The following is a 23,582-nucleotide window of genomic DNA, read 5'->3' as shown; positions in this document are numbered from 1 at the left end:
TGATACCGAGCCCGCCCGCTTTATGCCTCTGCAGCCACTTCAGCGATTGCTTCGCTCAGTAGCTCAAAGGATCGGAGCCGTTTGTCAAAGGGCTGTACATTCGTCGTTATGATGAACTCCTCGACACCGGACGCCTCTGAAAGTTCCAACAACTGTTCACGGACAGATGATTTTGTTCCCTTGGTAATCTCCGGTTCCAGCTCTTCAATCGTGTAGGCTTCATTGCTCTGGCGGGCAAATTCCTCCGCCTGTTCCAAGGTCCCTACTGTCAGCTTCTTCCCGCTCGCCAGTTGAATCCGGATCAGCTTATGCGCACCTGCCAGTTCTTTCGCTCCCTCCTCAGTCTCAGCCACCACTAACGCTAAAGCGATAATCGCTTGCGGTTGTCTGCCCTGTGAAGAAGCGAAACCGCTGCGGTAAGCACGAATGGCATCCAGCGCTACCGCCTTATCGCTGTTAATAAACAGGGAGAATACGTACGGTAACCCCAGTTCAGCGGCAATTTCCGCGCTGCTTACACTCGCGCCAAGGACATACAACTCAGGAGGAATACCAGGAAGGGGACCTGCCTTCAACCCTGCCAGCGGATGGTTTTCTTCGAGGCGGTTATGTACATATTTTTCCAGCTCGATGATTTTATCCGTCAGGTCTGGGGTTTCAGCTTTTCCCTGCTGTAGTGCCTGTGTGCTACGTGGGAGTCCACCGGGAGCACGTCCCACACCGAGATCCACTCGTCCAGGAGCCAGTGTGGACAGCACATTGAAGTTCTCCGCTACCTTATATGGGCTGTAATGCTGGAGCATGATGCCACCGGAGCCAATGCGGATTCGCTCTGTTTTAGCCAGAAGATGTGAGATAAGTACTTCCGGGGAAGAGCCGGCTACCTGCTCGGAGTCATGATGCTCCGAAACCCAGAACCGGTGGAATCCAAGCTCTTCGGACAATTGTGCCAGCTTGATCGTATGCTGGAATGCTTCCTCCGGCGTTTCTCCCGGATAGATCGGACTTTGATCAAGTACGCTGATTGTAATAGCCATTATTTTTCCTCCTATATGGAATAGTTAAATTCAGGTGTGATCCGCTTCAGGAACTGCTTCGTTCTTTCTTCGCGCGGATGGTTAAACAGCTCTGCCGGAGTCCCTTCTTCAACAATGACGCCTCCGTCCATAAAAACCACATGATTCGCCACATCGCGAGCAAAGCCCATTTCATGAGTCACCACAATCATTGTGATGCCTTCCTTGGCAATTTTACGGATGACGGCCAGCACCTCACCCACTAACTCTGGGTCCAACGCCGATGTGGGTTCGTCGAACAATATAACCTCCGGCTCGAGCGCCAAGGCACGGGCAATGCCAACCCGCTGCTGCTGGCCTCCGGACAGCTGACTTGGATAGGCGTCCAGCTTGCTGCCAAGACCAACCTTTTCAAGCAGGGCAATACTCCGATTTTTCGCTTCGTCCTTCGGAAGCTTTTTGACAATCAGCAGTCCCTCCATCACGTTCTCCAGCGCGGTTTTATGGCGGAATAAATTGTACTGCTGGAACACCATTGCCGTTTTTTGCCGGAGCAGATGAATCTCCTTTTTGCGGGGATGTTTGCAGTTCACTTTGAAATCGCCGATGGCGATCTCTCCGCTGCTTGGCTTCTCCAAATAATTCACACAGCGTAAAAGTGTCGTTTTGCCCGAGCCGCTGGGACCGAGAATGACGACAACTTCACCCTTCGTCACCGTTAAATCTATATTGTTGAGCACCTGATTCCGACCGAATGACTTCGAAATTTGCGCAAGCTTGATCATGCTACTCCACCTCGATTGTACAGATTAATTCTTTTTTCAATCAGCGACGTCACGCGTTCGATCAGGAACGTAAGTCCCCAGAAAATCAGTGCTGCCGCCAGAAAAGCCTCAAAAAACTTCCAGTTCGTTGAAGCTACAATTTGCGCCTTAGCATTGATATCCACCACCGAAACGGTAAAAGCAAGGGTAGATCCATGCAGCATACCAATTACCGAATTTGACAGATTAGGCAGACTCGCCGCCAGCGCCTGAGGAAAAACAATCCGCCGCAGTGCCTGGGGCGTGGTCATTCCGATAGAATGGGCCGCTTCCAGCTGACCGCGATCCACAGCAAGCAGACCGGAACGGACGACCTCGGACATATAGGCTCCCGCTGTAATCGAGAACGAAATATAGGCAAAACCGATCATCGGAATGGCTACCGACCTAAAGCTCCAGCCGAACTGCACTGCCAGACCATCGATTAACACGGGAAGCCCAAAATAGATAAGCAAAAGATGCGTCAGCATCGGTGTCCCGCGGATGAACGTAACATAACCGACAGCCAGCGGATACAGCAGCGGAATTCTGTATATCCGGATCAACGCTACAGCCACACCAATCACAAATCCAATGAGTACTGAGACAGCAGTAATAGATAAGGTCACAGGAATTGCACTTAAAATTTGCACCAGAGCAGTCCAGATAAAAGATGGGTCCAGCTTCATAATCCGCTACCTCCTTTACCCGGTCCAAGTTCAGCAATGATGCGGCGGTAGGACCAGCTTTTGTTGATTTTGAACGTTTTTTTCTCCGGTGTATTCCGTTTCTCATGCCGCAGCAGCCGGCGTTCTGCTATAAGCAGCAGTTTCTCGATTGTAAAGCTAATGACCAGATAGATTAGCGCAAGCGCGATATACGTTTCAATAAAGTGCTGAGTTAAGCTGCCTAGCGTCTGTGCTTTACCTGACATTTCCATCACCCCAAGAGTAAAGGCCAATGACGTATCTTTCAGTAGAGCAATCACCAGATTGGAGAATACAGGAACTGCGATTCCGAGCGCCTGCGGCAGCACGATTCGCGTAAAGGCTTGAAACCCCGTCATCCCTGTAGCATAAGCAGCCTCTACCTGCCCCTTATCCACCGCCATTACAGAAGCCCGGATCATTTCGGACATGTATGCCCCCGTATGCAGCCCGTAAGTAAGAATCACAAAAACAAGCACCGGAGTCCGGGTCATATCGACATGAACCAGCTTCATAATTTCGGGCAGACCATAATAAAACAAGAAGAGCTGGATAAGAATCGGAGTTCCCCGAAAAAAAGAAATATAGATTTCGGAGATGGTTTTTAACACAGGCACTTTATAAAGTCTTGGCAGAGCTACGAGAAAGCCGACAAGAATTCCTGTCAGTAGAGAACAGGCGACAATCAGAAGCGTGGTGCTTAAAGTCCCTAGTAACTTAGGCAAAAACGAAAATACAAAGCTGATATCAAACTGTGCGCCCATATATCCCCCCCCTTCCCGTGCTCACCGGCTCAATCATTTCACCGAATCCGCTGTAACATCCGCACCCAACCATTCCGTACTAAGCTTGCCTAGTGTGCCGTCTGTCTTCAGCTCTTTAATCGCACTGTCAATCGCATCTGACAGCTTTTGTGAATCGGCATCATCCTTACGGAAAACATAGAGAATGTCCGCGGAGGATAGCTCGTCGCCCGTAGCTTTTAGCTGACTCTGCGGATCAATGATCGGCAGGACAAAATCTGCAGCCAGCGTAGCGTCCACACGCCCAGTACTAATCTGTGCGACGGTATCATTCGCTGCACCATTCTGATACACGATATCAATCGCATTGTCATTCTCTTTATTGTAGTTCTCGAGTATTTGTGCTTGTGCACTCGTTGCACCTACAAGCACCTTTTTCCCTTTGAGATCATCAAGCGATTGGATTGAATTATTATCCTTTGCCACTACAATGCGGTTTCTCCAGTGGGCATAGGCTTCTTTGTTAAAAGAGTATTTCAGCTCCCGTTCCGGATTTTTCTCCATGACATGGGCGACCAAATCGATTTTTTTGGTTTCCAGGCTCAGCAGCAGATTGCTGAAATCCATGGTTTGAAATTCGAATTCATATTCTGGCAGCTGCTTATCGATTTCTTTGAGCAGTTCCACATCAAATCCGGTGAGTTTACCATTCTCATCTATGAAGCAGACTTTCGGAAAAGCAGTACCCGTGCCCACAATGATCTTAGTTACCTTTGCCGAATCCTTTGCCGGTGCCGCAGCTTCTGCTGCATTTCCATTCTGATTGCTGCTAGCGCTGTTACTGTTGTTTCCGCAGCCGGCAATCGCCAGTGTCAATACCGATGCAAATACTAGTGAAATGGACTTTTTCATTGTTTTATCCCCTTTAAATGAACTGTGGTTTGTCTGTAAGTGTTTTTTTCATCAGATACATAATGCCGTCACCGTTCTGCTGATCCAGTTCTAAAAAACGTTCGTACCCCCGGCGTTCATACATTTGAACCAACCACGGATGTTTCTTCGCCGTTGCCAGCGTGACTGCAGCCGAACCTAACTGACCAGCAATAATGTTCTCTTCCACCCAATCCAAAAGTTTTCCACCATAACCTCTGTTACTATAATCTGGATGGGCAGCAAACCATTTGATAAAAGGCAATGGGCTAATCTTCTTAATCTCTTCTTCCTTTGAAAGGGTTATGGTCGCAACTATCGTTCCGTCAACTTCAAGCACATAACACTCATTCGTAGCTATATTGTCTTCAATAAGCGCCAAGTCGGCTGTGGCCGCCGGCCAATGCAGCCCGAGTTCACGAATCAGCTGATAGGCACGATATGTAACATCTAGCAATGGCTCCGCATCCTTCAGTTCTGCCAGCCTGTATACCTCACTCATCACATGCCCTCCAGCCTTTCGAAAAGTAACTTTATAATCCCTATCGAAATAGTCGTGATTATATGCAATTAACTTTATCACTGCATGTGTCCATGCGCTAATAGAGTTTTTTAATACATCTATACAATTAGTCGATCTCCCACTTTTCCAATCCCGAGTTCAAGCAGGGTTTCGATGAATTCTGCGTTCTCTCCATTTAGCGAAATCAGGCTGGTTCGCAAGGAGATACCTTCCGTCTCCGCAATATCCACCCGGATCAGCGACCCAACCGCCACTTCCTCCTGCACACTGAGGGCGGGAAGGAAACAGATGCCTGCTTTTTTCAATACCAGCTTTTTGGCTGTCTCCAGGTTATCTACCTGATATTCAATCTTCGGTGGCTGTTCCATACTCTCAAATACACGATGCAGCCGCATCCAATCCAAAGATCCGCATTCAAAAAAAACCAACGTCTCCTGGCGGATATCCTCCAGTGAAGCCCGCTGTGCTTCAGCAAAGCGGTGTCCCTCATGTACATACAGTGAGATGGGGTCCTCGCAGAATGGAAAGGTTTGAATTGCCGGATTTACGACCTTACGAATAAAAGCCAAATCAAGCTCCTTCGATTTTAACTTTTCAGTCAATACTTCCGTAGAAGCTGTCATCAGCTTGATTGTGATATGAGGATATCTGCGCTTTAAATGAAGCATCAGATGGGGCATTAAATAATTGGAAACCGAGACCGTACTGCCGATTCTCAGTTCATTTGGAATGTGCCCCTTAGCCTGAACCTGATATTTTCCGTTCTGATAAATCTGGAGAATCTGCTGGGCATAGGGTAGAAACTGTTTACCTTTATCCGTCAGGTTAATCTGCTTCCCCAACCGATCAAACACTTTGCAATCCAGTTCCCTTTCTAGCGATTGAATCCGGGCCGTTACTGTCGGCTGTGAGATATATAGGACTTCGGCCGCTTTATTGAAGCTTCCATAATGATTGATGTAGACAAAGGCCTCAATATTTTCAATGTTCATCCCTAATCCCCCTATTCTTTTATTAATTTTACTATTCCGATGAAAAAACAATGAATTATAGCGATGCTTTCCTATAGATTTTGTTTATATCTTAGTCATCACCCTATTTTTTGTCAACAATTAATTCCATGTAAATCAATCGGATTTTGAATCAAACGTTATGTTTATTTCATATAGAACTTTTCTATTCCTATATCAGAATTATAAAACACCTCTTATTCCACTGGGAATTATCATATATAATAATTTCATTCGAATGAACATTACATTTGTCTGAAAGGGGATAGCGAAAACATGTCACAAAAGATCATTATCCATGAAGCTGAGAATAAAGATCGTAATGCTATCGCCGAAGTGCTGTTAGATGCATACCACCAATATTCGGAGATCATGCCTGAGCCGTTGTGGCTGGAGTATCGGAAATCGCTTCTTGATTCCGTTCATGGTGATACCCCGCTCGTACGGATCATCGCTGAAATCGACAAGAAAATCGTTGGTAGCGCACTCTTGTTCAGCTCCTCGGAAACGGCTTACGGGAAACCGGAGCTAGGGATTCACTCCCCTATCCTACGTCTGCTAGCCGTATCTCCATCCGCTCGTGGTCTTGGCGTTGCAACCCTTCTGATTCGCGATGCTGCACGGAGATCACTACAGTTGGGTGCCACCACCTTGAACCTGCACACCTCGGAAATGATGTCTTCAGCCATCAAACTGTACCAGCGCTTAGGCTTTAATCGTGCGTATGAGACCGATCTTATGAACGGTGACACTCTAGTACAAGGCTTCCGGCTAGACCTGCTGTCCTCCGTCCGTTCTACAGCGGGACAAATATAGAATTCGAGAATTCTTAAATATTTGTCTTTTAAATATAAAAAGAAGCCTCGGAAAGCTTCCCCAATGATCTTGTGTGATCGTTACGGTGAACTCCCGAGGCTTATTTATTTTTCTTTTTTATAAGTGATTTCTTTAAAACTCACAGTGATTTCCCCCGTATTATCGGCATCGCCCATTCGAAGATCTGTAGTAACGGTAGCACTGGAAGGGATGGACGAAAAGCTTGCCCCCTTCTGCTTCTTTTTTACATCATAGAGATAATAAGAAACATCCTTAACATTAAGCCCTACATTATCCTTGTGTATAAGTTCTACAGTATAGGATTTTATCACGGCTACATTAGCGTCCATCCACCCCACAACTTCAATAGCTGTATCTTCATGGTTGCCTTCAGTCTTAATGGAGCCGATGGAAAGACCATCCTGATTATAAAAATTAATTTTTTGTGCAGCTATTTTCAGATAATCGATATCGATGTCAAGAATTCGGTTTTCGTTGACTTCTGCTGTATCCATCCAGGCAATCGTGCCCGCCGGGTTCCACTTTATTTTCTCAGAAGGTACATATTGCTCTTGTGGTAACGGTACAGTACGAAGAGAAACTCCTTTATTATCGTAAAAGGTTAATTCGCCGCTCTCATCATCATGTACAAATCTTTTAAAAGTTGGTGAGAGGAACAGGGATGGCGCCCCGGTCGTCGAATGTGGGATTACGCGATATTTCAGAAGATGGACATCGTCCTTTCCTGTTTTCAGATCAAAGATCCATACATTGCCGAGATAACTCTGCATAAACAATTTTTGCTCATCAGCTTTCCATTGAAATTTATAAATGTAATCATAATCATCAGAAAGCGGCCAGAAGTTTTCCCGAAGTCGTTCAATCTTTCCTGTAAGAACATTATATGAGGACAAATGATATTGCCCAGCTTTTTTCGTCACATCCGATTCCAGAAATAATAGATGATCCTCATCCAGCGGGATTAGCATATTATAGTTGCTCATAAAAGCATTATTCCATAGATTATTGGAATCGTTGAGCTCGTCGCTCCATTTCACCTTTACCTCATCCGTAGCAGGATCATGGGCTAATAAAGCGTTGACAGCATTATGGTCGCCATAGAAAAGATGAATGGTATGATAAGAGATCCCTTGCAGTTCAACTACTGCTCCACCGTTTAACAGATAGTTATTTTCGGATAGGTCAATCGGTTTGGCCACCAGATCTCCAATAGAGTTCCGTTCTGTATTAAACTCCAAACCATTAAATTTTGCTTCCGAGAACAGAATCTTTTTTAACTCGGCAGTTGATTCCTTAGTAAGTGTGTAGCCTGTATCCGTTTCGTTCACATTCATTAACATGCCCTGCTCGCTTGTCTCGTTAATCCATAAATGAAAGGCATATTTATTATTATCTGAAATTAGAACGATATCGTAGTTAGGCGTTGCGGTATTTAAATTCCCTGGTATTTGTTCAGCGGTACGGATGGCTCGGACGAAAATATCTATGGTTTCATGATCTGTGTATTCATCCTTTATGTTAGCATTCACTGAACCATGTGCTAGAGCGTTTGCTAATGTGATTCGCTTGATGGTCTCATCTATCTTTAGATTATCGGATTCTACATGCTGATCATTTGATTGAAATAAGGTAAGCAAAGCAGCCTTATCCGTTTCAGATAACTTGTAATGCCCATTTACTCCTGATTTGGTGAAAAGACCATTATTATTGCCCATAATCCAGAATGAGAATTTTTCGTTTTCTTTATTCTTCAATTCAACAATAGCCTCATAATCAGGTGCTGCAATATCAAGCTTCGCGTTGTCATACTCAGCAGTATGTATAGCTTTATTGAAACGTTCTATTAGCTTTTGGTCCGTTATGGTTATTAATCCGCCGCTATCATTATGGATTGTAATGGAGTCCACAGAACTCAGATCGATTAGCGTTTGATTCCCTTTATCTTTATTCCCTGTATTGACACATCCAACAAAGATCATTGAAATAACTGCTAAAAGGGCTAGTAGATTTAACTTTTTCATACAGGCTCCCCCTTCTTATTCTCTCTTCTTTGACGCCGGATAGAGGATAAAGTTGCAAAAAATGAGATTTTACACCTATTTAAAAAGATCGAATTAAACCAAATCTAGCCTGTAACCATTGGATCTGATTCTTGGCCTGAACAAAAGTACAGTGTTTGTAGCGATAAAAAAAGCCACCGCACAGGCCTGTTCTCCTGTAAGGCAGCTTCTTCTTTATCTCAATATATCTTTTACAGCACCCGTCAGTACACCAATAACTTCTTGCTCGGAGGCCAGCGGAGAATCTCCTTCTACTGTGTGGGCTAGCATTCCGGCCGCGGCCGCAAAGGCTACAGTATGCTGAGGATCAAAACCTTCCAGCTCACCATGAATTATACCACTGGCATAAGCATCTCCAGCCCCGACTCTATCAAGCACCGGAAAACTTAAGGTCTCGGAATATGCGAAGCGACCGGATTTGAAGATATAACCGCGCAATGAATGGCGGTTATCATCATGAATGGACCGATGCGTTCCTGCTACCGTACTTAGACTGTAGCGTGAAGCTACTGTGGGAATCAGCTCCTGAAGTTGTTCTTCTCTTGAAGTTCCTTCGGGCTTCATACCAAGGATTAGCATTGCGTCTTTTTCATTCATCAGCACGATGTCGGCCAAATGCAGCATGTCTTCGTAATGGGAGCGTGCCAGCTCATAGCCTCTCTCCCCCCAGAGCGATGGGCGGTAATTGCAGTCAAAAATGACTAGGCCACCGTGTTGCTTAACCGTTTCCGCATATGTTTTCATCGCTTTTCGCACATCATCGTTCATTGCCAGTGTTATCCCGCAGAAATGAACAGTATCCGCGAGGTCTGCCAGCTCTGCGAATGGATAAGTACCCGGAGGAGCAGTATTGAAGCTGCTCTCCGGGCGACCGGAATAAGTCACTCGGGAGGGGCGAGCCCCGAATCCGTTTTCAAGAAAGTACATCCCTATACTTGAGCCCCCGCGTTGGATATGCTCCGGCTGGATGCCCAGTCGCCGAAGATAGGCTGTTGCTGCGTCACCAATAGGATTCGCAGGCAGTCTGGACACCAAAGTCCCCCGATGTCCGTATCGGGACAATGCGGACAGTACATTGACTCCGGTGCCGGAGAACGAATACTTCAGCAGGTTACCCTGAGATAACAGTTCAAAGCCCGGTACCTGTAGCCGCATCATTATTTCACCAAAAGCGGCGATATGTTTAGGCATATTGATCCGCCAGCTTTTTCATCGTCCGATACAGCTGTTGTATGTCCGCCACTCTCGTTCTTCCGCTCTGCGGATCGATGATCGATGTATAGACATGGGGAATTACCTGCGGCACTCCCGCTTCCAATATAATAGACAAGATCTCTTCAAAGTTGTCCAGATCGATACCGCCGGTCGGCTCCAGCGCAAAACCCTCTTCTGCACAGGCTTTGGCCACAGCGATTAGCTCCGCTTTACGGCTCAGCCCCTGCATCGGAAAATACTTTAAAGCATTTCCGCCCATATCCCGAACCAATGCAATGGCCGCATTTACGGGAATTACAGCGGGGACAGATTGTGCCGCACTGGCCGGGCCGGTGGAGATATTCACAAAACCAGGTTGTCCCGTTGGTGCGATCATACTGTTAATCCAACTTTCTTTCGCTCCAAGGTTGGCACGGGTCGCACCAACTGCCGGGAATACCTGATTAATGTGGCTGCCAGCATAGGATTTGACAATCTCTGCAACAACAGCAGCTTGCCGATTATCACCCGCACCTAGTCCTATTGATACCGCACCGTCAATTTCCCGCCCATATGCCTCCATCGCCTGCACAGCTTCTTCTACCGTTGCATAGTCTTTGGACAATACACCGACCAGTACATAACCTTCGGCAGCAGCAAATACCTCTTTGGCATTTTCTATATCCTTAGCCAATACGTTTAAGGCCACCCGACCTTTATAGAACCGCTTGTTAATTTCAGACATTGCTTGCCCCTCCTGTCAATTCCCTTATCCTCGCTGTAATCATTTCTATGTCATCACCCATTAGCGGACGCGGGTCAATATCAAAATAACCTTGCCTTACCCCATAGTCTCTAGTGTAAATAGCTACTTCACCTTGTTGAAGCTGCTGGGACAGCTCAAGTGCTGTTATTGCGCACTGATTCGGGTCCACATGGATGCGTCCACGGTAAATCGCCCGGCCTGCTTCATCCTGCACGATAGTTACCCGAATTCCGGGAAGCCCGTCGAGCGGCATCAGCAATTGGAGCGTAGCTTTTTCCTTTTCGCTTGTATCCTGTTTGTGAGCATATTCATCCAACGCTTGCATCAGGCCGAAGGATGTTTCCTTACCAACCTTCATGCTGCGTCCAATGCCGTGAAGCTGCACTTTCAGCCATTCAATATAAAGACGTTTTCCCGCCACAAGTCCGGATGTTGGACCTTCTATGGCTTTGGAGCCACTATAAATGACCAGATCGGATATTTGCACGTATTTCTGCAGATCCTCTTCCGCTGCAGCATCTACAATAAGCGGCACGTTATGAGTTTGGGCCACAGCCCAAGCTTCCTCTACAGAGATCATATTCTTTTGAACAGCATGATGAGATTTGACATACAAGATAGCCGCAGTCTGATCCGAGATCGCAGCAGCCAAATGCTCCGCCCGTCCTTCATTGGCATAACCTGCTTCCACCACTTTACCGCCGCCGAGATAAACCATGGTTTCCACTGGTGCACCGTATTGTACGTTATGACCTTTTAGCATCACAATTTCATTTCTAACAATGCTATCCTGATGGAGCCGTAGACTTGTACGAATATTACCGCGGGTTACCAGCGCCGCCACGGATAAAGCAATTCCACTGGAAGCCGAGTTCACGATCACCGCTGCTTCAGAACTTGTATGACGTGCAACATAATCCCCCGCTTTATCCATCAAATCGGCGATTTCCACATAACTCTGTCCGCCTTGACGCATAGCTTCCATCACCGTATCGGTCGGTGCCGATACCCCGAGGATGCTCATCCGGCCGCTTGCATTAATAACTCTTTTCAGGCCGTATTTCGCATTCCATGTATTTGTCACCTATGATCACTCCTATAGCTTGAATGGTTTGCTGCGCTACCCGGCGTTCCCCCTCAGAATCTACCAGCTCAATCTTCTCATCCGTCACACGAAAAAGGGTCAGATTCGCCTTGTTATTGATCCGAATCTCCCCAAGTTCCGGGCGTCCCAGCCACTGGGCTGCTCTGCTTGTCACCCGTGCAATTGTATCTTCAAGGGAATATCCCAGTGCAAGGAATTTGTTTAACAGATTCGCCATGGAGTAAACTGGACCATTCATACGGTTGCCTCTGTATATGTCTGTGCTGATCGTATCCGGATCAATACCGTTTTGTTTGGCCGCCTCGGCCACAGCGAACGAGAAGCTAGCTGTACCATGTCCCACATCCAAGTGAACCCCACGCTCAATTGCATCTATCAGCACCTGGAGCGGTCGATTCTCCTTATCGAACAAATTGTTGCTTTTACCATTTAGATAATGGGTTATCACGTCGTTGCGTTGAAGTAGCGGTAAAACCTCACGGATATCCGGCGGTGCGGAGCCTATATGTACCATCAGTGGCAGCCCGGTCTTTTCCGAAAGCTCCAGTGCATGTTGAAGCGGTTGAATGCCATTGTCACCCACTACGCTTTTGCTGATTCTGGCCTTCAAGCCTACGATAAATTCAGGATAAGCAACTACCGCCTGAAGCACCTTTTCATGATCAATCCACTCTAGTTGGGACAATTCGTCAATTCGCATCAGGCCAATCTTTGAAATGTTAAGAAAAGCAAGCAGTTGCGTTGCTGACTTTTTCCCCGCCTCTGCCAACTCACCAATACGCTCCGCTCCGCAGCTACCTGCGTCCACGAGCGTAGTCACACCACATTTGATTCCGATTTCATCGATCTCGTCTCCATACGGATTCAATTCTGCAAACGCATGTACATGCAAGTCGATCCAGCCGCTAGAGACATGCGCCCCATTGGCTTCCACGACCTTGAAACCATGGTCTTCGGCGGTGCCACCGGGAACAATCTGGACTATGTTGCCATCAGCTATGACAATGTCCACTTCCGCTCCATTCAGGACTTTCGCCCGGCGGAGGAGCAAACGTTCTGCTGTCATCGTCACACCTTCTTTCCAAATTCAGAACATTACCGTCCTAGGTCTTTCCCGCACACTCTATAACACAAACAGTCCCAATGGATGTAGGATCTTTTTTCACAGGGACTGTTTGGATGAACTATTTATTCTTTATCACTACCGTGTTCAGACCCGAAAACCCTTTAAAAAATTCACAGCCTGGCGGATATCTTCCTCCGGATTAGTGCCAACTTCCCGTTCTATGGTCAGGAATCCTGTATAACCGATGTCGTTCAGTGCTTGCAGATAGTTGTTCCAATCAACAGAACCCGCTCCGAGCGGAACTTCACGGAATGCCGAGCCGGTCTCGGCCATTTCAGCGATTTTCTCATGGTCTAATGCTGGTGCTTCATAACCATATTGACCGTAAACATCGCGTGGATCGATATCGGCAAGCTTGAGACCATCTTTAGCATGGGTGTGTACAATGTAGTCTTTTAGAGTATGAACACCTTGCACCGGATCATCACCAGTCACCATGACCATATTGGCCGGATCAAAATTAACGGAAACCCCTCTGGAACCCAGACCGTCGAGGAACGTCTTCAGACGTGCTGCGGGTTCTGGCCCAGTCTCAATCGCAAAATAAGAATTCATCTCATGTGCATATCTGCTAAGTTCCTCACACGCAATGTGCATGGTTTCATAGATTTTACTGGCTGGATTAGAGGGAACAATACCGATATGTGTAGTTACGATATCTGTACCTAGCTCCTTGGCCAGCTCCATAATGCGCTTGGACTTTTCAATTTTGGCACGGTTCTGGGCAGGGTCCTGAAAGCCATGTCCGCCTAAATCTCCAACGAGGGCAGAGATTTCTAAACCCAGCGATGCAATGTAATCCTTCCATTCACGGCGTGCTGACTGAGAGAGAGTAGCGGGATCAAATTCGCCTTGTACCGCATAAATCTGAACTCCATCTGCCCCAGCTTCTTTTGCCTTGCGCAATCCCTCTTTCACTCCAACCTGAAAGCTGTCTACGATAACACCGATTTTATTAGTAATAATTGGTTTAACCATGGCATAATCCTCCAGTATAATGAATTAGATTTGGTTCCAAACCCGCTTGATATATTCCAGCCCCAGTCTTGTTCCCTTACGGCACTCTTCCATTCCCTCAAATTCTACAGAGATATATCCATCGTAACCGCTTTCCTTAACGATTCGAATTACACTCGGCATATCGATGTCTCCTTGACCAACGATGGCACCTCTCAACCAGTTTCCACCGGAGGATTGGAACCAACCTTCGCCAGGCTGGCGGTCTTGCGGACGAATATAGAAATCTTTGAAATGCACCATTGAAGCAAGCTTGATGTTGTTAGGTACAGCTATTAGCGGGTTCTCATCTGCGCACAGGAAGTTCCCAATGTCGAGTGTTGTACGGAAGTTGTCTCTACCCACCGCATGAACCAGCGCCTGTACACGATCGCTGTGCTGAATAAAGTATCCATGATTCTCCACACTGGTCGTAATGCCTAAACCTGCGGCATAATCGGCAATTTCTCGGCAGGCTTCAGCCAAACGTGGAAGCTCTTCCAAAAAATGCTTGATGGATAGATCGTTTGAGGAGGCTACATCATGCCGCATCCGCTGAATGCCTAATGCCGCGCACACGTCTACTTCCCGCTTTACCCGCTCGACTTCCCGCTGCATTTCCGCTGTCTCCAGCCCGGCAAAGTTCGCCCCGATAGCATAATTGGATAACTCTAGTCCACGACCCGCTGCTGTTCGTACAATCTGATCTATTAGCTCAGGATTTTCAACCAGATTAATACCTAAGGGTACAATCTCCGCATGTTCTGCGCCCAGATCGGCGATCGTCTCAATGACACCTTCAAGCGTGAGCTCACCCGTCGAAAAAGCTGAATGCAGACTGTAAGTGCTGATTCCTAACTTCATAGTTTCACCTCTTCACCTTTGGCTGCGGATTCATAGATCGCGCCGAGTATCTTCATAATTGTAACGCCGTCTTGCACAGGACTAATCGGTGTAGAGCCGGTACTGATGTTGCTCGCAAAATGATTAATTTCATTCTGGAATGCACTGTTGAACTCAAACCCCTTATTATCGGTCTGCGGATAGGTATTGACGATCGTATCCGCCTGTTCTTTAACAAGGACTATCTCAGGATCAATTTCAAAACCACCCTTGTCACCGTACAGGCGTACTGAACGCTCGTCTTCTTTGGCATGCAGTGTAAAGCTGACATCGACCATCAGCGAAGCTCCATTCTCAAAGCGAATCAGTGCATTTGCTAAATCTTCCACCGTATTGTTCGCTGCGTCGTAATCGGCGGCTTTATAGAATGAGAGATTCTTAATATTAGAACGATTGCCGAGCTTCCGGTAGGTGTTAGCACTTACCGATACTGGATTCGGACGGCCCATCAAATACCAGCATAGATCAATCACATGGACACCAATATCGATCAGCGGTCCGCCGCCGGAGCGTTCAATATCACTGAACCAGCCGCCGGGATTGCCTAGTCTCCGGAACGTCGTTGCTTTTGCATAATAGATTTCGCCGAATTCTCCTTGTTCCACCAACGTCTGAAGGAGCTGGGCATTGGAGTCATAACGTCGTACAAAGCCTACTTGCAAAATCTTGCCGCTCTTTTCCACTGCTTGCTGTACCTGAAGCGCTTCTTCAACCGTACGGCAAAGCGGCTTTTCCACAAGCACATGCTTGCCTGCCTCAAGCGCCGCGATGCTGATCTCGGCATGAGAGTTGTTCCATGTGCAGATGCTTACTGCATCTATTTCGGAATTGGCCAGTAATTCACGGTAATCCGTGTATACTTTCTCGACGTTATATTCTGTAGCCACTTCGCGTGCACGTTCTTCATTCAGATCACATACCGCATATATGGTTGTCTGCGGATTATTCCGATAAGCACTTAAGTGCATGCCGGAGATAGAGCCCGTACCTATTACGCCAATTTTGATCTTATCCATTAACACTCGCTCCTTTATTTTGCATAGGTTATGATTCGTATTATAATGATTTCAACCCTAAACACCATGCAGAGCCTTGCGGTTTCATTTGTACAATTGTGCTATAGGAGGTGCAGTCTATAAATGTTGGACTATGATAAACATCTACAGGAACCCATGGACATGCCGGATCCCGAGTTTCCGATTAAAGTACATACCCAGCGTTTCCACCAAGAAGGAGTTATGTTGTTCCCCCATCATTGGCATGAGCATCTTGAGTTTATATTTATTGAGAGTGGTGAGGCTGTTTTTGAGTGCGGACGAACACCGATCAACGTTCGGGCTGGCGATTTAGTTGCTGTGAACAGCAACGAGCTGCATTATGGGGTAAGCGCTTCTTCTGATTTATTGTATTATGCGATTATTGCAGATACTTCTTTGCTGCATAGTGCGGTAAGCGACGCTGCCGAAACCAAGTTCATCGCCCCGATTCAGCGGAACCAGCTGCTGTTACGTAACCATATCCGGGGGGATCAGCATATTACTGACTGTGCTTTGGCGATTATTCGGGAACTGGAACGTCGCGAATTTGGTTACGAGCTGGCCGTCAAGTCCGAGCTATACCGCCTGTTAACGCTGTTGTTGCGCAGACATATCGTCACCGTACTCTCACAAGCTGAGCAAGAGAGGCGTATTCAGACCGTTGAACGCTTCGCACCTGTTTTGCGTTATATCGATACCCATTACCAGGAACCGATTCAAGTTGACGAACTTGCGGCGCTAACGGGGCTAAGCCGCTTCCATTTCAGCCGTCTCTTTAAGGAACTAACTGGGCATACGATATCGGAATATGTAAATGCTGTCCGTTTAGACCGTGCAGATTATTTGCTCCGCCATACCCAGCTAACGATTTCTGAAATCGCTGCCACTACCGGCTTCAGCGATATCTACTATTTCAGCCGCACCTTCAAAAAGCATAAAAAAGTAACCCCTAGCAGTGTGAGGGGATTCTAGTTAGAGTGAACAAAGGACTGCCTCTTGGCAGTCCTTTGTTAGTGTATGCAACGTTCCTCTAGTTAAACTATTATTGCCATACAAGCTGTCCCTTTCTTATTTTTGCTGCATAGATGATTTGGCCTGTATGATAATGGACTTCTCTCACCATCGCTATCATGAGATTAAGAGCAGTGGTCTCGTTATTTACTTGGCTATATGTAAGTGGTGGCAAATTAAGAAAGGGTTGTGACATCAATAACTCCGGGTTAGATTGGAGCCGTTCAAGATATTGGATAATAATATCAAAAGCATCCCTGGTCATGGTTATAGCTTGTTCTTTAGTCATTTCTAGACCTCTTTCAAACTCCCTCTCTCTATCTCTTGTATCAGGAATATCTAAAAGAATGGTTTCAATTCGTGAGTGTACTGCTCGGCTAATATGAGCAACCAAATTTGCAATACTGTTACTTTCCACGGTTGGGGACCATGTAATATCCTCTTGGGTACATTGCTCGATTGCTTGGAGCGTCCATTTCTTTTCCGATCTAAATTTAACCAACATACTTTCAATTAACTCAATGGCGATATCCATTGCTAACCTCCTATTGATATAACCTATGTAAATTTTACCAAACTCATCTCTACTGTCAAATGAAATCCAGTACCAATGCTATTTTTATGCCACAATGTTTTGTTACATTCTTATCCGAGCTCCTGAGTTGAGTTAATTGATAACGTTTGTTGGCCTTAAAAGAAGGAGTTGGTATATGACACTGGATCATTCAGATTAGTACAAAAGAGACTGATGAGATTATCTACTATTTTTAGAAAAAGGAGATACGAAATGAAACTTAAAAAATGGATTGCCCCTATCCTCACATGTTCTCTGATGAGCCTCTCTTTCGCTACAGGATCTGCAAGTGCAGCAACTAACAGCGAGTATAGCTTGAAATTCAATGCGACTAACTATACTACAAAGACCATAACGGTGGATGGTCAATCCGTCACTTATCGGGCATATGAGAATATCGTTTATGTAAAGAACCCTGTAGATATTAATTATGAAACTATGAACGTCTATGTCCCTGAGGAATACTTCCAGGGTAAGTCGATCGGTAGTTACACCGCCGATACCGCACCTATCTTCTTCCCAAACCAGGTTGGCGGGTATATGCCTGCTCAGCCAGGTAGTACTGAAACAGGTAAAGGAATGGGTATGGGGGCAGGTCCACAGAACGGCGCTCCGAAAACAGACAAGGAATCCGCAGCAGCCCCAGGCGCCGATACAGGAACGGAATTGAATAAACCCGCTGCGGGTAAAGACGAAAACGCAGGAACACCTTCATCTGAATCTCCCAGTGCTATCGCAGTTGCCCTGTCCAAAGGTTATGTGGTCGCATCTCCAGGCGCTCGCGGTAGAACTACAAAGGACGAAAAAGGTGTTTACACTGGTAAGGCACCCGCAGCTATCGTAGATCTTAAGGCGGCTGTCCGCTACCTTCGCTTTAACGACGACATTATGCCTGGTGACGCCGAGAAGATCATCTCTAACGGCACAAGTGCTGGCGGCGCGCTCTCCGCATTACTGGGTGCTACCGGCAACAATGCGGAATATGAGCCTTATTTGGAAGCGATCGGAGCAGCTGATGAGCGTGACGACGTTTTTGCCGTTTCGGCCTACACGCCGATTACGAATCTAGATAACGCAGATGCAGCTTATGAGTGGCAATTCAACGGAATTAACACTTATGAAAAACTTGATTTCTCCGGAAATACGGATTTTAACATGGAAAGAACGTTGGTAGAAGGAACATTGACGGAGAATCAGATTCAGGTATCTAACGAACTGGAAGCTATGTTCCCTGAATACGTCAATAGTCTAGGACTTACGAATACTGACGGAACAGCTTTGAAGATGGATGCGGACGGCAATGGCACCTTTAAAGATTACATCAAAGCTTTTGTGATCGCTTCAGCGCAAAAAGCGTTAAAATCGGGTACAGATCTGTCCGACAAAACCTGGATCACCATTGAAAATGGCACTGTTACGGATATCGACTATGATCAATATCTTGCATACTTGGGCAGAATGAAACTGCCTGGAGCCTTTGACGGTTTAGACCTGAGCAATGGTGAAAACGATCTATTCGGCACAGCGAATGTCGCTGCACAGCATTTTACTCAGTTCGGTTTGGAGCATGATACAGCGGGGGGAACACTTGCTGACCAGAATCTAGTGAAAATGATGAATCCAATGAACTATATCAGCACTGAGGGAACAACCACTACAAATAATTGGCGGATTCGGATGGGAACCAAGGATAGTGATACTTCCCTCGCTGTTTCTACTATATTGGCAACAGAGCTTGAGAACAAAGGTTCAAACGTTGACTTTGCAATGGCTTGGGATATTCCACACAGCGGAGATTACGATCTGGATGAGCTTTTTGCTTGGGCGGACAAGGTTAGTGCTACTTCGCCAAAAGCATCCGCAGCTGCCATTCCTTCCAAATCATCATTGTTGGTGAATGGTAACAAGATATCTGTTAACGCGTACAATATCGACGGCAGCAACTATTTTAAATTACGGGACATTGCTATGGTTGTAAACAACACTACACAACAGTTTGAAGTGACATCAGATGAAAATACAAATACTTTAAACATTACATCTGACAAAACGTACACTCCGACGGGCATTGAACTTTCAGCATCTGTAAATACTAGTTCAAAGACCGGTGTTATGACAGCCACTAAGATAACTTTGAACGGACAAGAGATTTCAGTAACGGGCTATAATATCGGCGGTAGTGAGTATTTTAAGCTGAGGGATGTTGCAAAATCACTTGATTTTAATTTGGAATGGGATGCTGGAACGCACACCATAAGTATAGATACTTCTAACATCTATAAGGACAGCAATAAATAATAGAACAGTAACTTATTCTGGTTACAAGAGGCCGATCCTTCAATCGGTCTCTTTCCATTCCATGTAGAATGCGATTATTTCCCTCACGGACATGCAGTCTTCCTTGCTCCTTATAGACAATTCACATACAATAAGGTCCAAGATATCGGAATAAAGGTGGTAGCTATGCAGGGTAAAGTGAACATACTAATTTGTGATGACAATATAGCTGTACATGAGAGCATATCTGCTTATTTACAGGCGGAAAATATGGAATATGAATCCGTATACAATGGTGAGGAAGTTCTTTACAAATTGGAAGATCAGCATTTTGATCTCTTAATTCTAGATATTATGCTGCCTGGACTTTTTGGGACAGAGGTCTGCCGTAAGATTCGCTTGATTAGTAACGTCCCGATTATAATGCTGAGCGCAAAAGGTGAGGAAACTGACCGCATATTAGGCTTGGAAATTGGTGCAGATGACTATATTACAAAACCGTTCTCTCCCCGGGAGGTCGTTACAAGAGTAAAAACCATTTTAAAACGCACTCATTACACCTTTCCAAGTGAAGACGCCATCCTGACGCTGGGAGAAATGAAGATTGACCGAAATGCTTTTAATATCAAAATTAATGGATCACGAATGGAATTTACACCTAAAGAGATCGAATTGCTTATCTATTTTACAATTAATAAAAACAAGGTGCTTTCAAGAGAACAAATCTTAAATAAGGTCTGGGGTTATGATTATTTCGGTGATACTAGAGCCGTTGATAATCTCATTAAAAGAATGAGAAAAAAACTGCCTGAAAAGAATTTGGGATTTGAAATCAAGTCTGTTTATGGGATGGGCTACAAAATGGAGACTTCCACATGAAAAAAGTAACTTCCAACAAAAAAGTGATTTATCTGGCCATCCTCTTTTGTTTCATTTTAGGACAACTTGGAGGAACCTTGATTATTAAACAGCTTTTTTTGAATTATAAATTAAAAGATATGCTGCCTCAGGCCTCTGCTATAGCTGCTGAAATGGCACAAAATGAGATGAGCATTCGAGGTTTTAAACCGTATCTTATGAAGGTGTATGATTTAGAGGGGAATGACCTTTCACCTGGTGACGAAAATAAGCATCTTTTTTTCAATGTTACATCGGAAGAATTCAAGGATGCCCTTATAGATTATATTCCCGAAGTAATTAAGTACAATAAATTCGCTGCGATTAAAAATATTAATGGGTTTCCGAGTAAATCCATTGTCGTAGGTGCACCTATTATTCAGGATAAACAAGCGGTCGGAGTCGTCTTTTTATTAGAACCTGGTAGTGAATTTCAGGCGGTATTGAATGGCTTCTATTACGTTTTTACAGGTACCCTTTTGTTAGGCACACTAATAATCAGCTTCTTTATATCCTCCTATCTAAAGGAGATGAAGCAGCTTGAAAAGACTCGTCGGGATTATATAGCGAATATTAGCCATGAGCTGAAATCTCCCATTGCCTCTATCAGAGCTTTAACGGAGACGCTGGCAGATGGAATGATTCAAGATGAAGAAAAAACAAATAAATACTATGGAATTATTTTATCCGAATGTGCGCGCTTGCAACGATTGATTTATGATGTACTGGAATTATCAAGAATGCAAAATAAAAAAGAAACTTGGAATAAAGAAAAAATAGATACTCAGGAATTAGTCATACTTATTGAGTCTAAATACTCTTTCTTGTCCGATGAAATGGGCATTGTATTTGAGATTACAGATAACGCCAGAAACCTTCCAGATGTTTTTTCTAATAAAGATAAAGTGTTGCAATTAGTCAATATTTTGATGGATAACGCCATGAAATACGTTCAGGAGGATGGGAAAATAACTTTTGATGCTATTGTGCATTCGAGGGTTGTAACTGTGCAGATATCAGACAATGGACCCGGCATTGCAAAAGAGCACCTCCCTTATATCTTTGAAAGATTTTACAAAAGCGAACAGTCCCATAATGAAAAAGGGAGTGGTCTTGGGCTTGCTATCGCCGAGGAAATTGTAAATGGTCTGGGAGAAAAAATATCGGTTACAAGCAAACCGGGAAAAGGAACGGCTTTTCAATTTACCATTAGACGGTTCAAATAATAACTCTCTCATTTAACACCAAGAAGGTCAGGTAAGGGTATTTCCCTCTACTGACCTTCTTATATTTTATTAATTGTGTAAAAGAAACTATCTTCCATCTTATGGGTATAATTAACATAAAGCTCTATAGGAGGGAAAATCATTGAGAAAAATAAGGAAGCTGATTCTTTTAGGATTTTGCATCATGATTTTACCGGGAACCGTGATTTATGCTGCAGCTGGCTCATCTGAAGTTTCATTATATTTGAATAATGTGCTTCAAAAACAGCCCGCAATATTGTCCGAAGGTTCGATTTCCTTGACGACTGAACAGTTGTCTAAAGATTTATTTGCACTATTCGCCTTGGATGAATCAGGTAAAACCGTTCGAATCTACAAGCCTAATATAAACATGGTTATGCTCGATAATAACGGAGAGATTTTTGGTAAAGTAAAAAGCCCGTCACGTTTTGCATTTTCGACTCTATTACAGGTGGATCATTTAAAAACAGAAATTTCAGATATTAAGGTTGTGATCACCGATCCTGCGGATAAAACAGAAACCATTGATGCTCAACAAATTAAGAACAGCGAAGAAAACTTTTGGTTCAAAACCAATGAGTATACATATTCCTTTACTACAAAGGGCACCTACACTATTCAAGTATTTTTTAAAGATGTGGCTTCGAAAAAGTGGTTTCCTGTCTCCGAAATTGATATATTTGGCATTTGAATTCCAGTTATAAGGGACTCCGCTCATTCTATTCTTATCGCGATATTACCAAATTGTTCTCCCTGCTGCATTCGGTGAAAGGCTTGAACTGTGTCTTGTAAAGGATACACTCGATCAATGATAGGTCGAATCGAATGGTGTTCCATAAACTGAAGCATATCCGCAAACTCTTCACTACTTCCCATTGAACTACCTATGATACTAATTTGCGGGAAAAATATGGCTCGCGTCGGGATTTCGATTCGATCTCCTGAGCTTGCACCAAACGTAACAATACGTCCATTGGGTTTAATAATATCAAAGTAATGTGGGAACGTCGCAGGCCCAATGCTGTCGAGGATGAGATGAACGGTGTCTCCTTTCATGCTTTCCTTCCAGTTGCTATGACTGTCGAACGCATGATCAGCTCCATGAGCGAGAGCAGCTTGTCTTTTCGTTTCACTGCGTGAAGTGACACTGATACGTGCACCCACCGCTGAAGCCATCATCATGGCATAAGTCGCAACCCCACCACCAATGCCAGGTATAAGAACATGTTCACCTTTCTTTAAGCGGCCTCTAGTGAATAGCGCCCGATAGGCTGTTAAGGCAGATAAGGGCAGCACGCCGGCTTCTTCCCATGACAGGTAAGCTGGCTTGCTGATGGCATTTTGCGCAGGAATGATGATTGACTCAGCGAATGTGCCTTCTGAAGGTCCCCCAACAATGGCTGGAACGTTTGGAACATTATCGGTATGTTCCCATCCGATGCACGGATTAATGATGACATCTTCACCTACATTATGATCAAGCACACCTTCACCTATTGCTTCAATTCTCCCCGCACCATCAGAACCGATAATCAAAGGAACATCCTGTTTTGTTCTGGCATCCATGATAAACAAGTCCCTGTGGTTTAGCCCTGCAGCCTTTAACCTAACCTTCACTTCTCCAATCCCCGGTCTTTTATCCATAATCTCTTTATAGTTCAAGCCCTTCAGGCCACCTTCTCCAGCATGTATAATGGCTTTCATCATCTAAGCCCCTTCCTCAAGTTGTTATTAATGAATCTATAATAAATTTTACATAGTGGGTGTAATCCAGTAAAATGATCAAAACTGAAGGTGACTATCATAAATCATCATACCAA

At 45.0% G+C, this 23,582-nt stretch carries 23 protein-coding genes; 6 read left to right on the top strand and 17 right to left on the bottom strand.

Features of this window, described 5'->3' with window-relative positions; all coding sequences use genetic code 11:
- Positions 1-20: 20 nt before the first annotated feature.
- The 7 genes from NST40_RS15205 to NST40_RS15175 form a co-directional block, all read right to left on the bottom strand.
- Positions 21-1,037 (bottom strand): LLM class flavin-dependent oxidoreductase, encoded by a 1,017-nt coding sequence (locus NST40_RS15205; RefSeq protein WP_076125550.1) that lies wholly within the window; start codon positions 1,035-1,037, stop codon positions 21-23.
- An 11-nt stretch (positions 1,038-1,048) separates the two neighbouring features.
- Positions 1,049-1,801 carry an amino acid ABC transporter ATP-binding protein gene (locus NST40_RS15200; protein ID WP_076125552.1) on the bottom strand — a complete coding sequence of 251 codons (753 nt, stop codon included), beginning with the start codon at positions 1,799-1,801 and terminating at the stop codon, positions 1,049-1,051.
- Positions 1,798-2,508, bottom strand: a complete 711-nt coding sequence (locus NST40_RS15195) for an amino acid ABC transporter permease (RefSeq protein WP_342410863.1) — start codon at positions 2,506-2,508, stop codon at positions 1,798-1,800. The genes NST40_RS15200 and NST40_RS15195 overlap by 4 nt, the downstream gene beginning before the upstream one ends.
- The gene (locus NST40_RS15190; RefSeq protein ID WP_076218974.1) at positions 2,505-3,290 is read right to left on the bottom strand and encodes an amino acid ABC transporter permease; all 786 of its coding nucleotides are present in this window, start codon (positions 3,288-3,290) and stop codon (positions 2,505-2,507) included. The genes NST40_RS15195 and NST40_RS15190 overlap by 4 nt, the downstream gene beginning before the upstream one ends.
- Before the next feature lie 33 nt (positions 3,291-3,323).
- On the bottom strand, positions 3,324-4,181 hold the full coding sequence (locus tag NST40_RS15185) for a transporter substrate-binding domain-containing protein (RefSeq protein ID WP_076125557.1): 858 nt from the start codon (positions 4,179-4,181) through the stop codon (positions 3,324-3,326).
- A 13-nt stretch (positions 4,182-4,194) separates the two neighbouring features.
- On the bottom strand, positions 4,195-4,701 hold the full coding sequence (locus NST40_RS15180) for a GNAT family N-acetyltransferase (RefSeq protein WP_340398148.1): 507 nt from the start codon (positions 4,699-4,701) through the stop codon (positions 4,195-4,197).
- A 119-nt stretch (positions 4,702-4,820) separates the two neighbouring features.
- On the bottom strand, positions 4,821-5,714 hold the full coding sequence (locus NST40_RS15175; protein ID WP_342410862.1) for a LysR family transcriptional regulator: 894 nt from the start codon (positions 5,712-5,714) through the stop codon (positions 4,821-4,823).
- 294 nt (positions 5,715-6,008) lie between these two features.
- Here NST40_RS15175 and NST40_RS15170 point away from each other — a divergent pair, with 294 nt between their 5' ends.
- The gene (locus NST40_RS15170; protein WP_076276549.1) at positions 6,009-6,548 is read left to right on the top strand and encodes a GNAT family N-acetyltransferase; all 540 of its coding nucleotides are present in this window, start codon (positions 6,009-6,011) and stop codon (positions 6,546-6,548) included.
- Positions 6,549-6,652: 104 nt separating this feature from the next.
- Here NST40_RS15170 and NST40_RS15165 read toward each other — a convergent pair whose 3' ends face one another.
- The 8 genes from NST40_RS15165 to NST40_RS15130 all read right to left on the bottom strand — a co-directional run bounded on the left by NST40_RS15165 (position 6,653) and on the right by NST40_RS15130 (position 15,735).
- Positions 6,653-8,590, bottom strand: coding sequence for a hypothetical protein (locus NST40_RS15165; RefSeq protein WP_342410861.1), 1,938 nt, complete (start codon positions 8,588-8,590; stop codon positions 6,653-6,655).
- 213 nt (positions 8,591-8,803) lie between these two features.
- On the bottom strand, positions 8,804-9,820 hold the full coding sequence (locus NST40_RS15160; protein ID WP_341002585.1) for a sugar kinase: 1,017 nt from the start codon (positions 9,818-9,820) through the stop codon (positions 8,804-8,806).
- A complete protein-coding gene (locus tag NST40_RS15155) occupies positions 9,813-10,568 on the bottom strand; it encodes a KDGP aldolase family protein (RefSeq protein ID WP_340034562.1) in 756 nt (251 codons plus the stop codon). The genes NST40_RS15160 and NST40_RS15155 overlap by 8 nt, the downstream gene beginning before the upstream one ends.
- Positions 10,561-11,673, bottom strand: coding sequence for a DgaE family pyridoxal phosphate-dependent ammonia lyase (locus tag NST40_RS15150; RefSeq protein ID WP_341002584.1), 1,113 nt, complete (start codon positions 11,671-11,673; stop codon positions 10,561-10,563). The genes NST40_RS15155 and NST40_RS15150 overlap by 8 nt, the downstream gene beginning before the upstream one ends.
- Positions 11,627-12,760 carry an amidohydrolase/deacetylase family metallohydrolase gene (locus tag NST40_RS15145; protein WP_342410860.1) on the bottom strand — a complete coding sequence of 378 codons (1,134 nt, stop codon included), beginning with the start codon at positions 12,758-12,760 and terminating at the stop codon, positions 11,627-11,629. The genes NST40_RS15150 and NST40_RS15145 overlap by 47 nt, the downstream gene beginning before the upstream one ends.
- Before the next feature lie 144 nt (positions 12,761-12,904).
- Positions 12,905-13,798, bottom strand: coding sequence for a sugar phosphate isomerase/epimerase family protein (locus NST40_RS15140; protein WP_036677301.1), 894 nt, complete (start codon positions 13,796-13,798; stop codon positions 12,905-12,907).
- A gap of 24 nt (positions 13,799-13,822) precedes the next feature.
- Positions 13,823-14,680 (bottom strand): sugar phosphate isomerase/epimerase family protein, encoded by an 858-nt coding sequence (locus NST40_RS15135; protein ID WP_076218098.1) that lies wholly within the window; start codon positions 14,678-14,680, stop codon positions 13,823-13,825.
- Positions 14,677-15,735: a Gfo/Idh/MocA family oxidoreductase gene (locus NST40_RS15130; protein ID WP_076276545.1), complete on the bottom strand. Its 1,059-nt coding sequence runs from the start codon at positions 15,733-15,735 to the stop codon at positions 14,677-14,679. Before NST40_RS15130 ends, NST40_RS15135 begins: the two co-directional genes overlap by 4 nt.
- 123 nt (positions 15,736-15,858) lie before the next feature.
- Here NST40_RS15130 and NST40_RS15125 point away from each other — a divergent pair, with 123 nt between their 5' ends.
- Positions 15,859-16,728: an AraC family transcriptional regulator gene (locus NST40_RS15125; protein ID WP_076276544.1), complete on the top strand. Its 870-nt coding sequence runs from the start codon at positions 15,859-15,861 to the stop codon at positions 16,726-16,728.
- Between the two features lie 70 nt (positions 16,729-16,798).
- On the opposite strand, the gene NST40_RS15120 is transcribed toward NST40_RS15125, so the two are convergent.
- Positions 16,799-17,302: a DUF1572 family protein gene (locus NST40_RS15120; RefSeq protein WP_342410858.1), complete on the bottom strand. Its 504-nt coding sequence runs from the start codon at positions 17,300-17,302 to the stop codon at positions 16,799-16,801.
- A 252-nt stretch (positions 17,303-17,554) separates the two neighbouring features.
- Here NST40_RS15120 and NST40_RS15115 point away from each other — a divergent pair, with 252 nt between their 5' ends.
- The 4 genes from NST40_RS15115 (at position 17,555) to NST40_RS15100 (ending at position 22,453) form a co-directional block, all read left to right on the top strand.
- Positions 17,555-19,639: a subtype B tannase gene (locus tag NST40_RS15115; protein ID WP_218640430.1), complete on the top strand. Its 2,085-nt coding sequence runs from the start codon at positions 17,555-17,557 to the stop codon at positions 19,637-19,639.
- A 165-nt stretch (positions 19,640-19,804) separates the two neighbouring features.
- Positions 19,805-20,497: a response regulator transcription factor gene (locus NST40_RS15110; protein ID WP_342410857.1), complete on the top strand. Its 693-nt coding sequence runs from the start codon at positions 19,805-19,807 to the stop codon at positions 20,495-20,497.
- The gene (locus NST40_RS15105; protein ID WP_076276541.1) at positions 20,494-21,741 is read left to right on the top strand and encodes an ATP-binding protein; all 1,248 of its coding nucleotides are present in this window, start codon (positions 20,494-20,496) and stop codon (positions 21,739-21,741) included. The genes NST40_RS15110 and NST40_RS15105 overlap by 4 nt, the downstream gene beginning before the upstream one ends.
- A 142-nt stretch (positions 21,742-21,883) precedes the next feature.
- Complete coding sequence (locus tag NST40_RS15100; RefSeq protein ID WP_076125581.1) at positions 21,884-22,453, top strand: hypothetical protein; 570 nt, start codon at positions 21,884-21,886, stop codon at positions 22,451-22,453.
- 23 nt (positions 22,454-22,476) lie between these two features.
- Here NST40_RS15100 and NST40_RS15095 read toward each other — a convergent pair whose 3' ends face one another.
- Entirely contained in the window at positions 22,477-23,466 is a 990-nt protein-coding gene (locus tag NST40_RS15095; protein ID WP_036677456.1) for a zinc-binding dehydrogenase, read from the bottom strand.
- Positions 23,467-23,582 lie beyond the last annotated feature (116 nt).

The sequence above is a fragment of the Paenibacillus sp. FSL R10-2778 genome (assembly GCF_038593035.1).
Lineage (GTDB): Bacteria > Bacillota > Bacilli > Paenibacillales > Paenibacillaceae > Paenibacillus_AQ > Paenibacillus_AQ odorifer.
Note: the sequence above shows the minus strand (reverse complement) of the source record. Positions and strands in the feature narration are given on the sequence as shown.

Excerpts from the sequence above, each read along its gene's own strand:
- NST40_RS15205 (WP_076125550.1), bottom strand. The coding sequence starts at position 1,037 with ATGGCTATTACAATCAGCGTACTTGATCAAAGTCCGATCTATCCGGGA.
- NST40_RS15200 (WP_076125552.1), bottom strand. The coding sequence starts at position 1,801 with ATGATCAAGCTTGCGCAAATTTCGAAGTCATTCGGTCGGAATCAGGTG.
- NST40_RS15195 (WP_342410863.1), bottom strand. The coding sequence starts at position 2,508 with ATGAAGCTGGACCCATCTTTTATCTGGACTGCTCTGGTGCAAATTTTA.
- NST40_RS15190 (WP_076218974.1), bottom strand. The coding sequence starts at position 3,290 with ATGGGCGCACAGTTTGATATCAGCTTTGTATTTTCGTTTTTGCCTAAG.
- NST40_RS15185 (WP_076125557.1), bottom strand. The coding sequence starts at position 4,181 with ATGAAAAAGTCCATTTCACTAGTATTTGCATCGGTATTGACACTGGCG.
- NST40_RS15180 (WP_340398148.1), bottom strand. The coding sequence starts at position 4,701 with ATGAGTGAGGTATACAGGCTGGCAGAACTGAAGGATGCGGAGCCATTG.
- NST40_RS15175 (WP_342410862.1), bottom strand. The coding sequence starts at position 5,714 with ATGAACATTGAAAATATTGAGGCCTTTGTCTACATCAATCATTATGGA.
- NST40_RS15170 (WP_076276549.1), top strand. The coding sequence starts at position 6,009 with ATGTCACAAAAGATCATTATCCATGAAGCTGAGAATAAAGATCGTAAT.
- NST40_RS15165 (WP_342410861.1), bottom strand. The coding sequence starts at position 8,590 with ATGAAAAAGTTAAATCTACTAGCCCTTTTAGCAGTTATTTCAATGATC.
- NST40_RS15160 (WP_341002585.1), bottom strand. The coding sequence starts at position 9,820 with ATGCCTAAACATATCGCCGCTTTTGGTGAAATAATGATGCGGCTACAG.
- NST40_RS15155 (WP_340034562.1), bottom strand. The coding sequence starts at position 10,568 with ATGTCTGAAATTAACAAGCGGTTCTATAAAGGTCGGGTGGCCTTAAAC.
- NST40_RS15145 (WP_342410860.1), bottom strand. The coding sequence starts at position 12,760 with ATGACAGCAGAACGTTTGCTCCTCCGCCGGGCGAAAGTCCTGAATGGA.
- NST40_RS15140 (WP_036677301.1), bottom strand. The coding sequence starts at position 13,798 with ATGGTTAAACCAATTATTACTAATAAAATCGGTGTTATCGTAGACAGC.
- NST40_RS15135 (WP_076218098.1), bottom strand. The coding sequence starts at position 14,680 with ATGAAGTTAGGAATCAGCACTTACAGTCTGCATTCAGCTTTTTCGACG.
- NST40_RS15130 (WP_076276545.1), bottom strand. The coding sequence starts at position 15,735 with ATGGATAAGATCAAAATTGGCGTAATAGGTACGGGCTCTATCTCCGGC.
- NST40_RS15125 (WP_076276544.1), top strand. The coding sequence starts at position 15,859 with ATGTTGGACTATGATAAACATCTACAGGAACCCATGGACATGCCGGAT.
- NST40_RS15120 (WP_342410858.1), bottom strand. The coding sequence starts at position 17,302 with ATGGATATCGCCATTGAGTTAATTGAAAGTATGTTGGTTAAATTTAGA.
- NST40_RS15115 (WP_218640430.1), top strand. The coding sequence starts at position 17,555 with ATGAAACTTAAAAAATGGATTGCCCCTATCCTCACATGTTCTCTGATG.
- NST40_RS15110 (WP_342410857.1), top strand. The coding sequence starts at position 19,805 with ATGCAGGGTAAAGTGAACATACTAATTTGTGATGACAATATAGCTGTA.
- NST40_RS15105 (WP_076276541.1), top strand. The coding sequence starts at position 20,494 with ATGAAAAAAGTAACTTCCAACAAAAAAGTGATTTATCTGGCCATCCTC.
- NST40_RS15095 (WP_036677456.1), bottom strand. The coding sequence starts at position 23,466 with ATGAAAGCCATTATACATGCTGGAGAAGGTGGCCTGAAGGGCTTGAAC.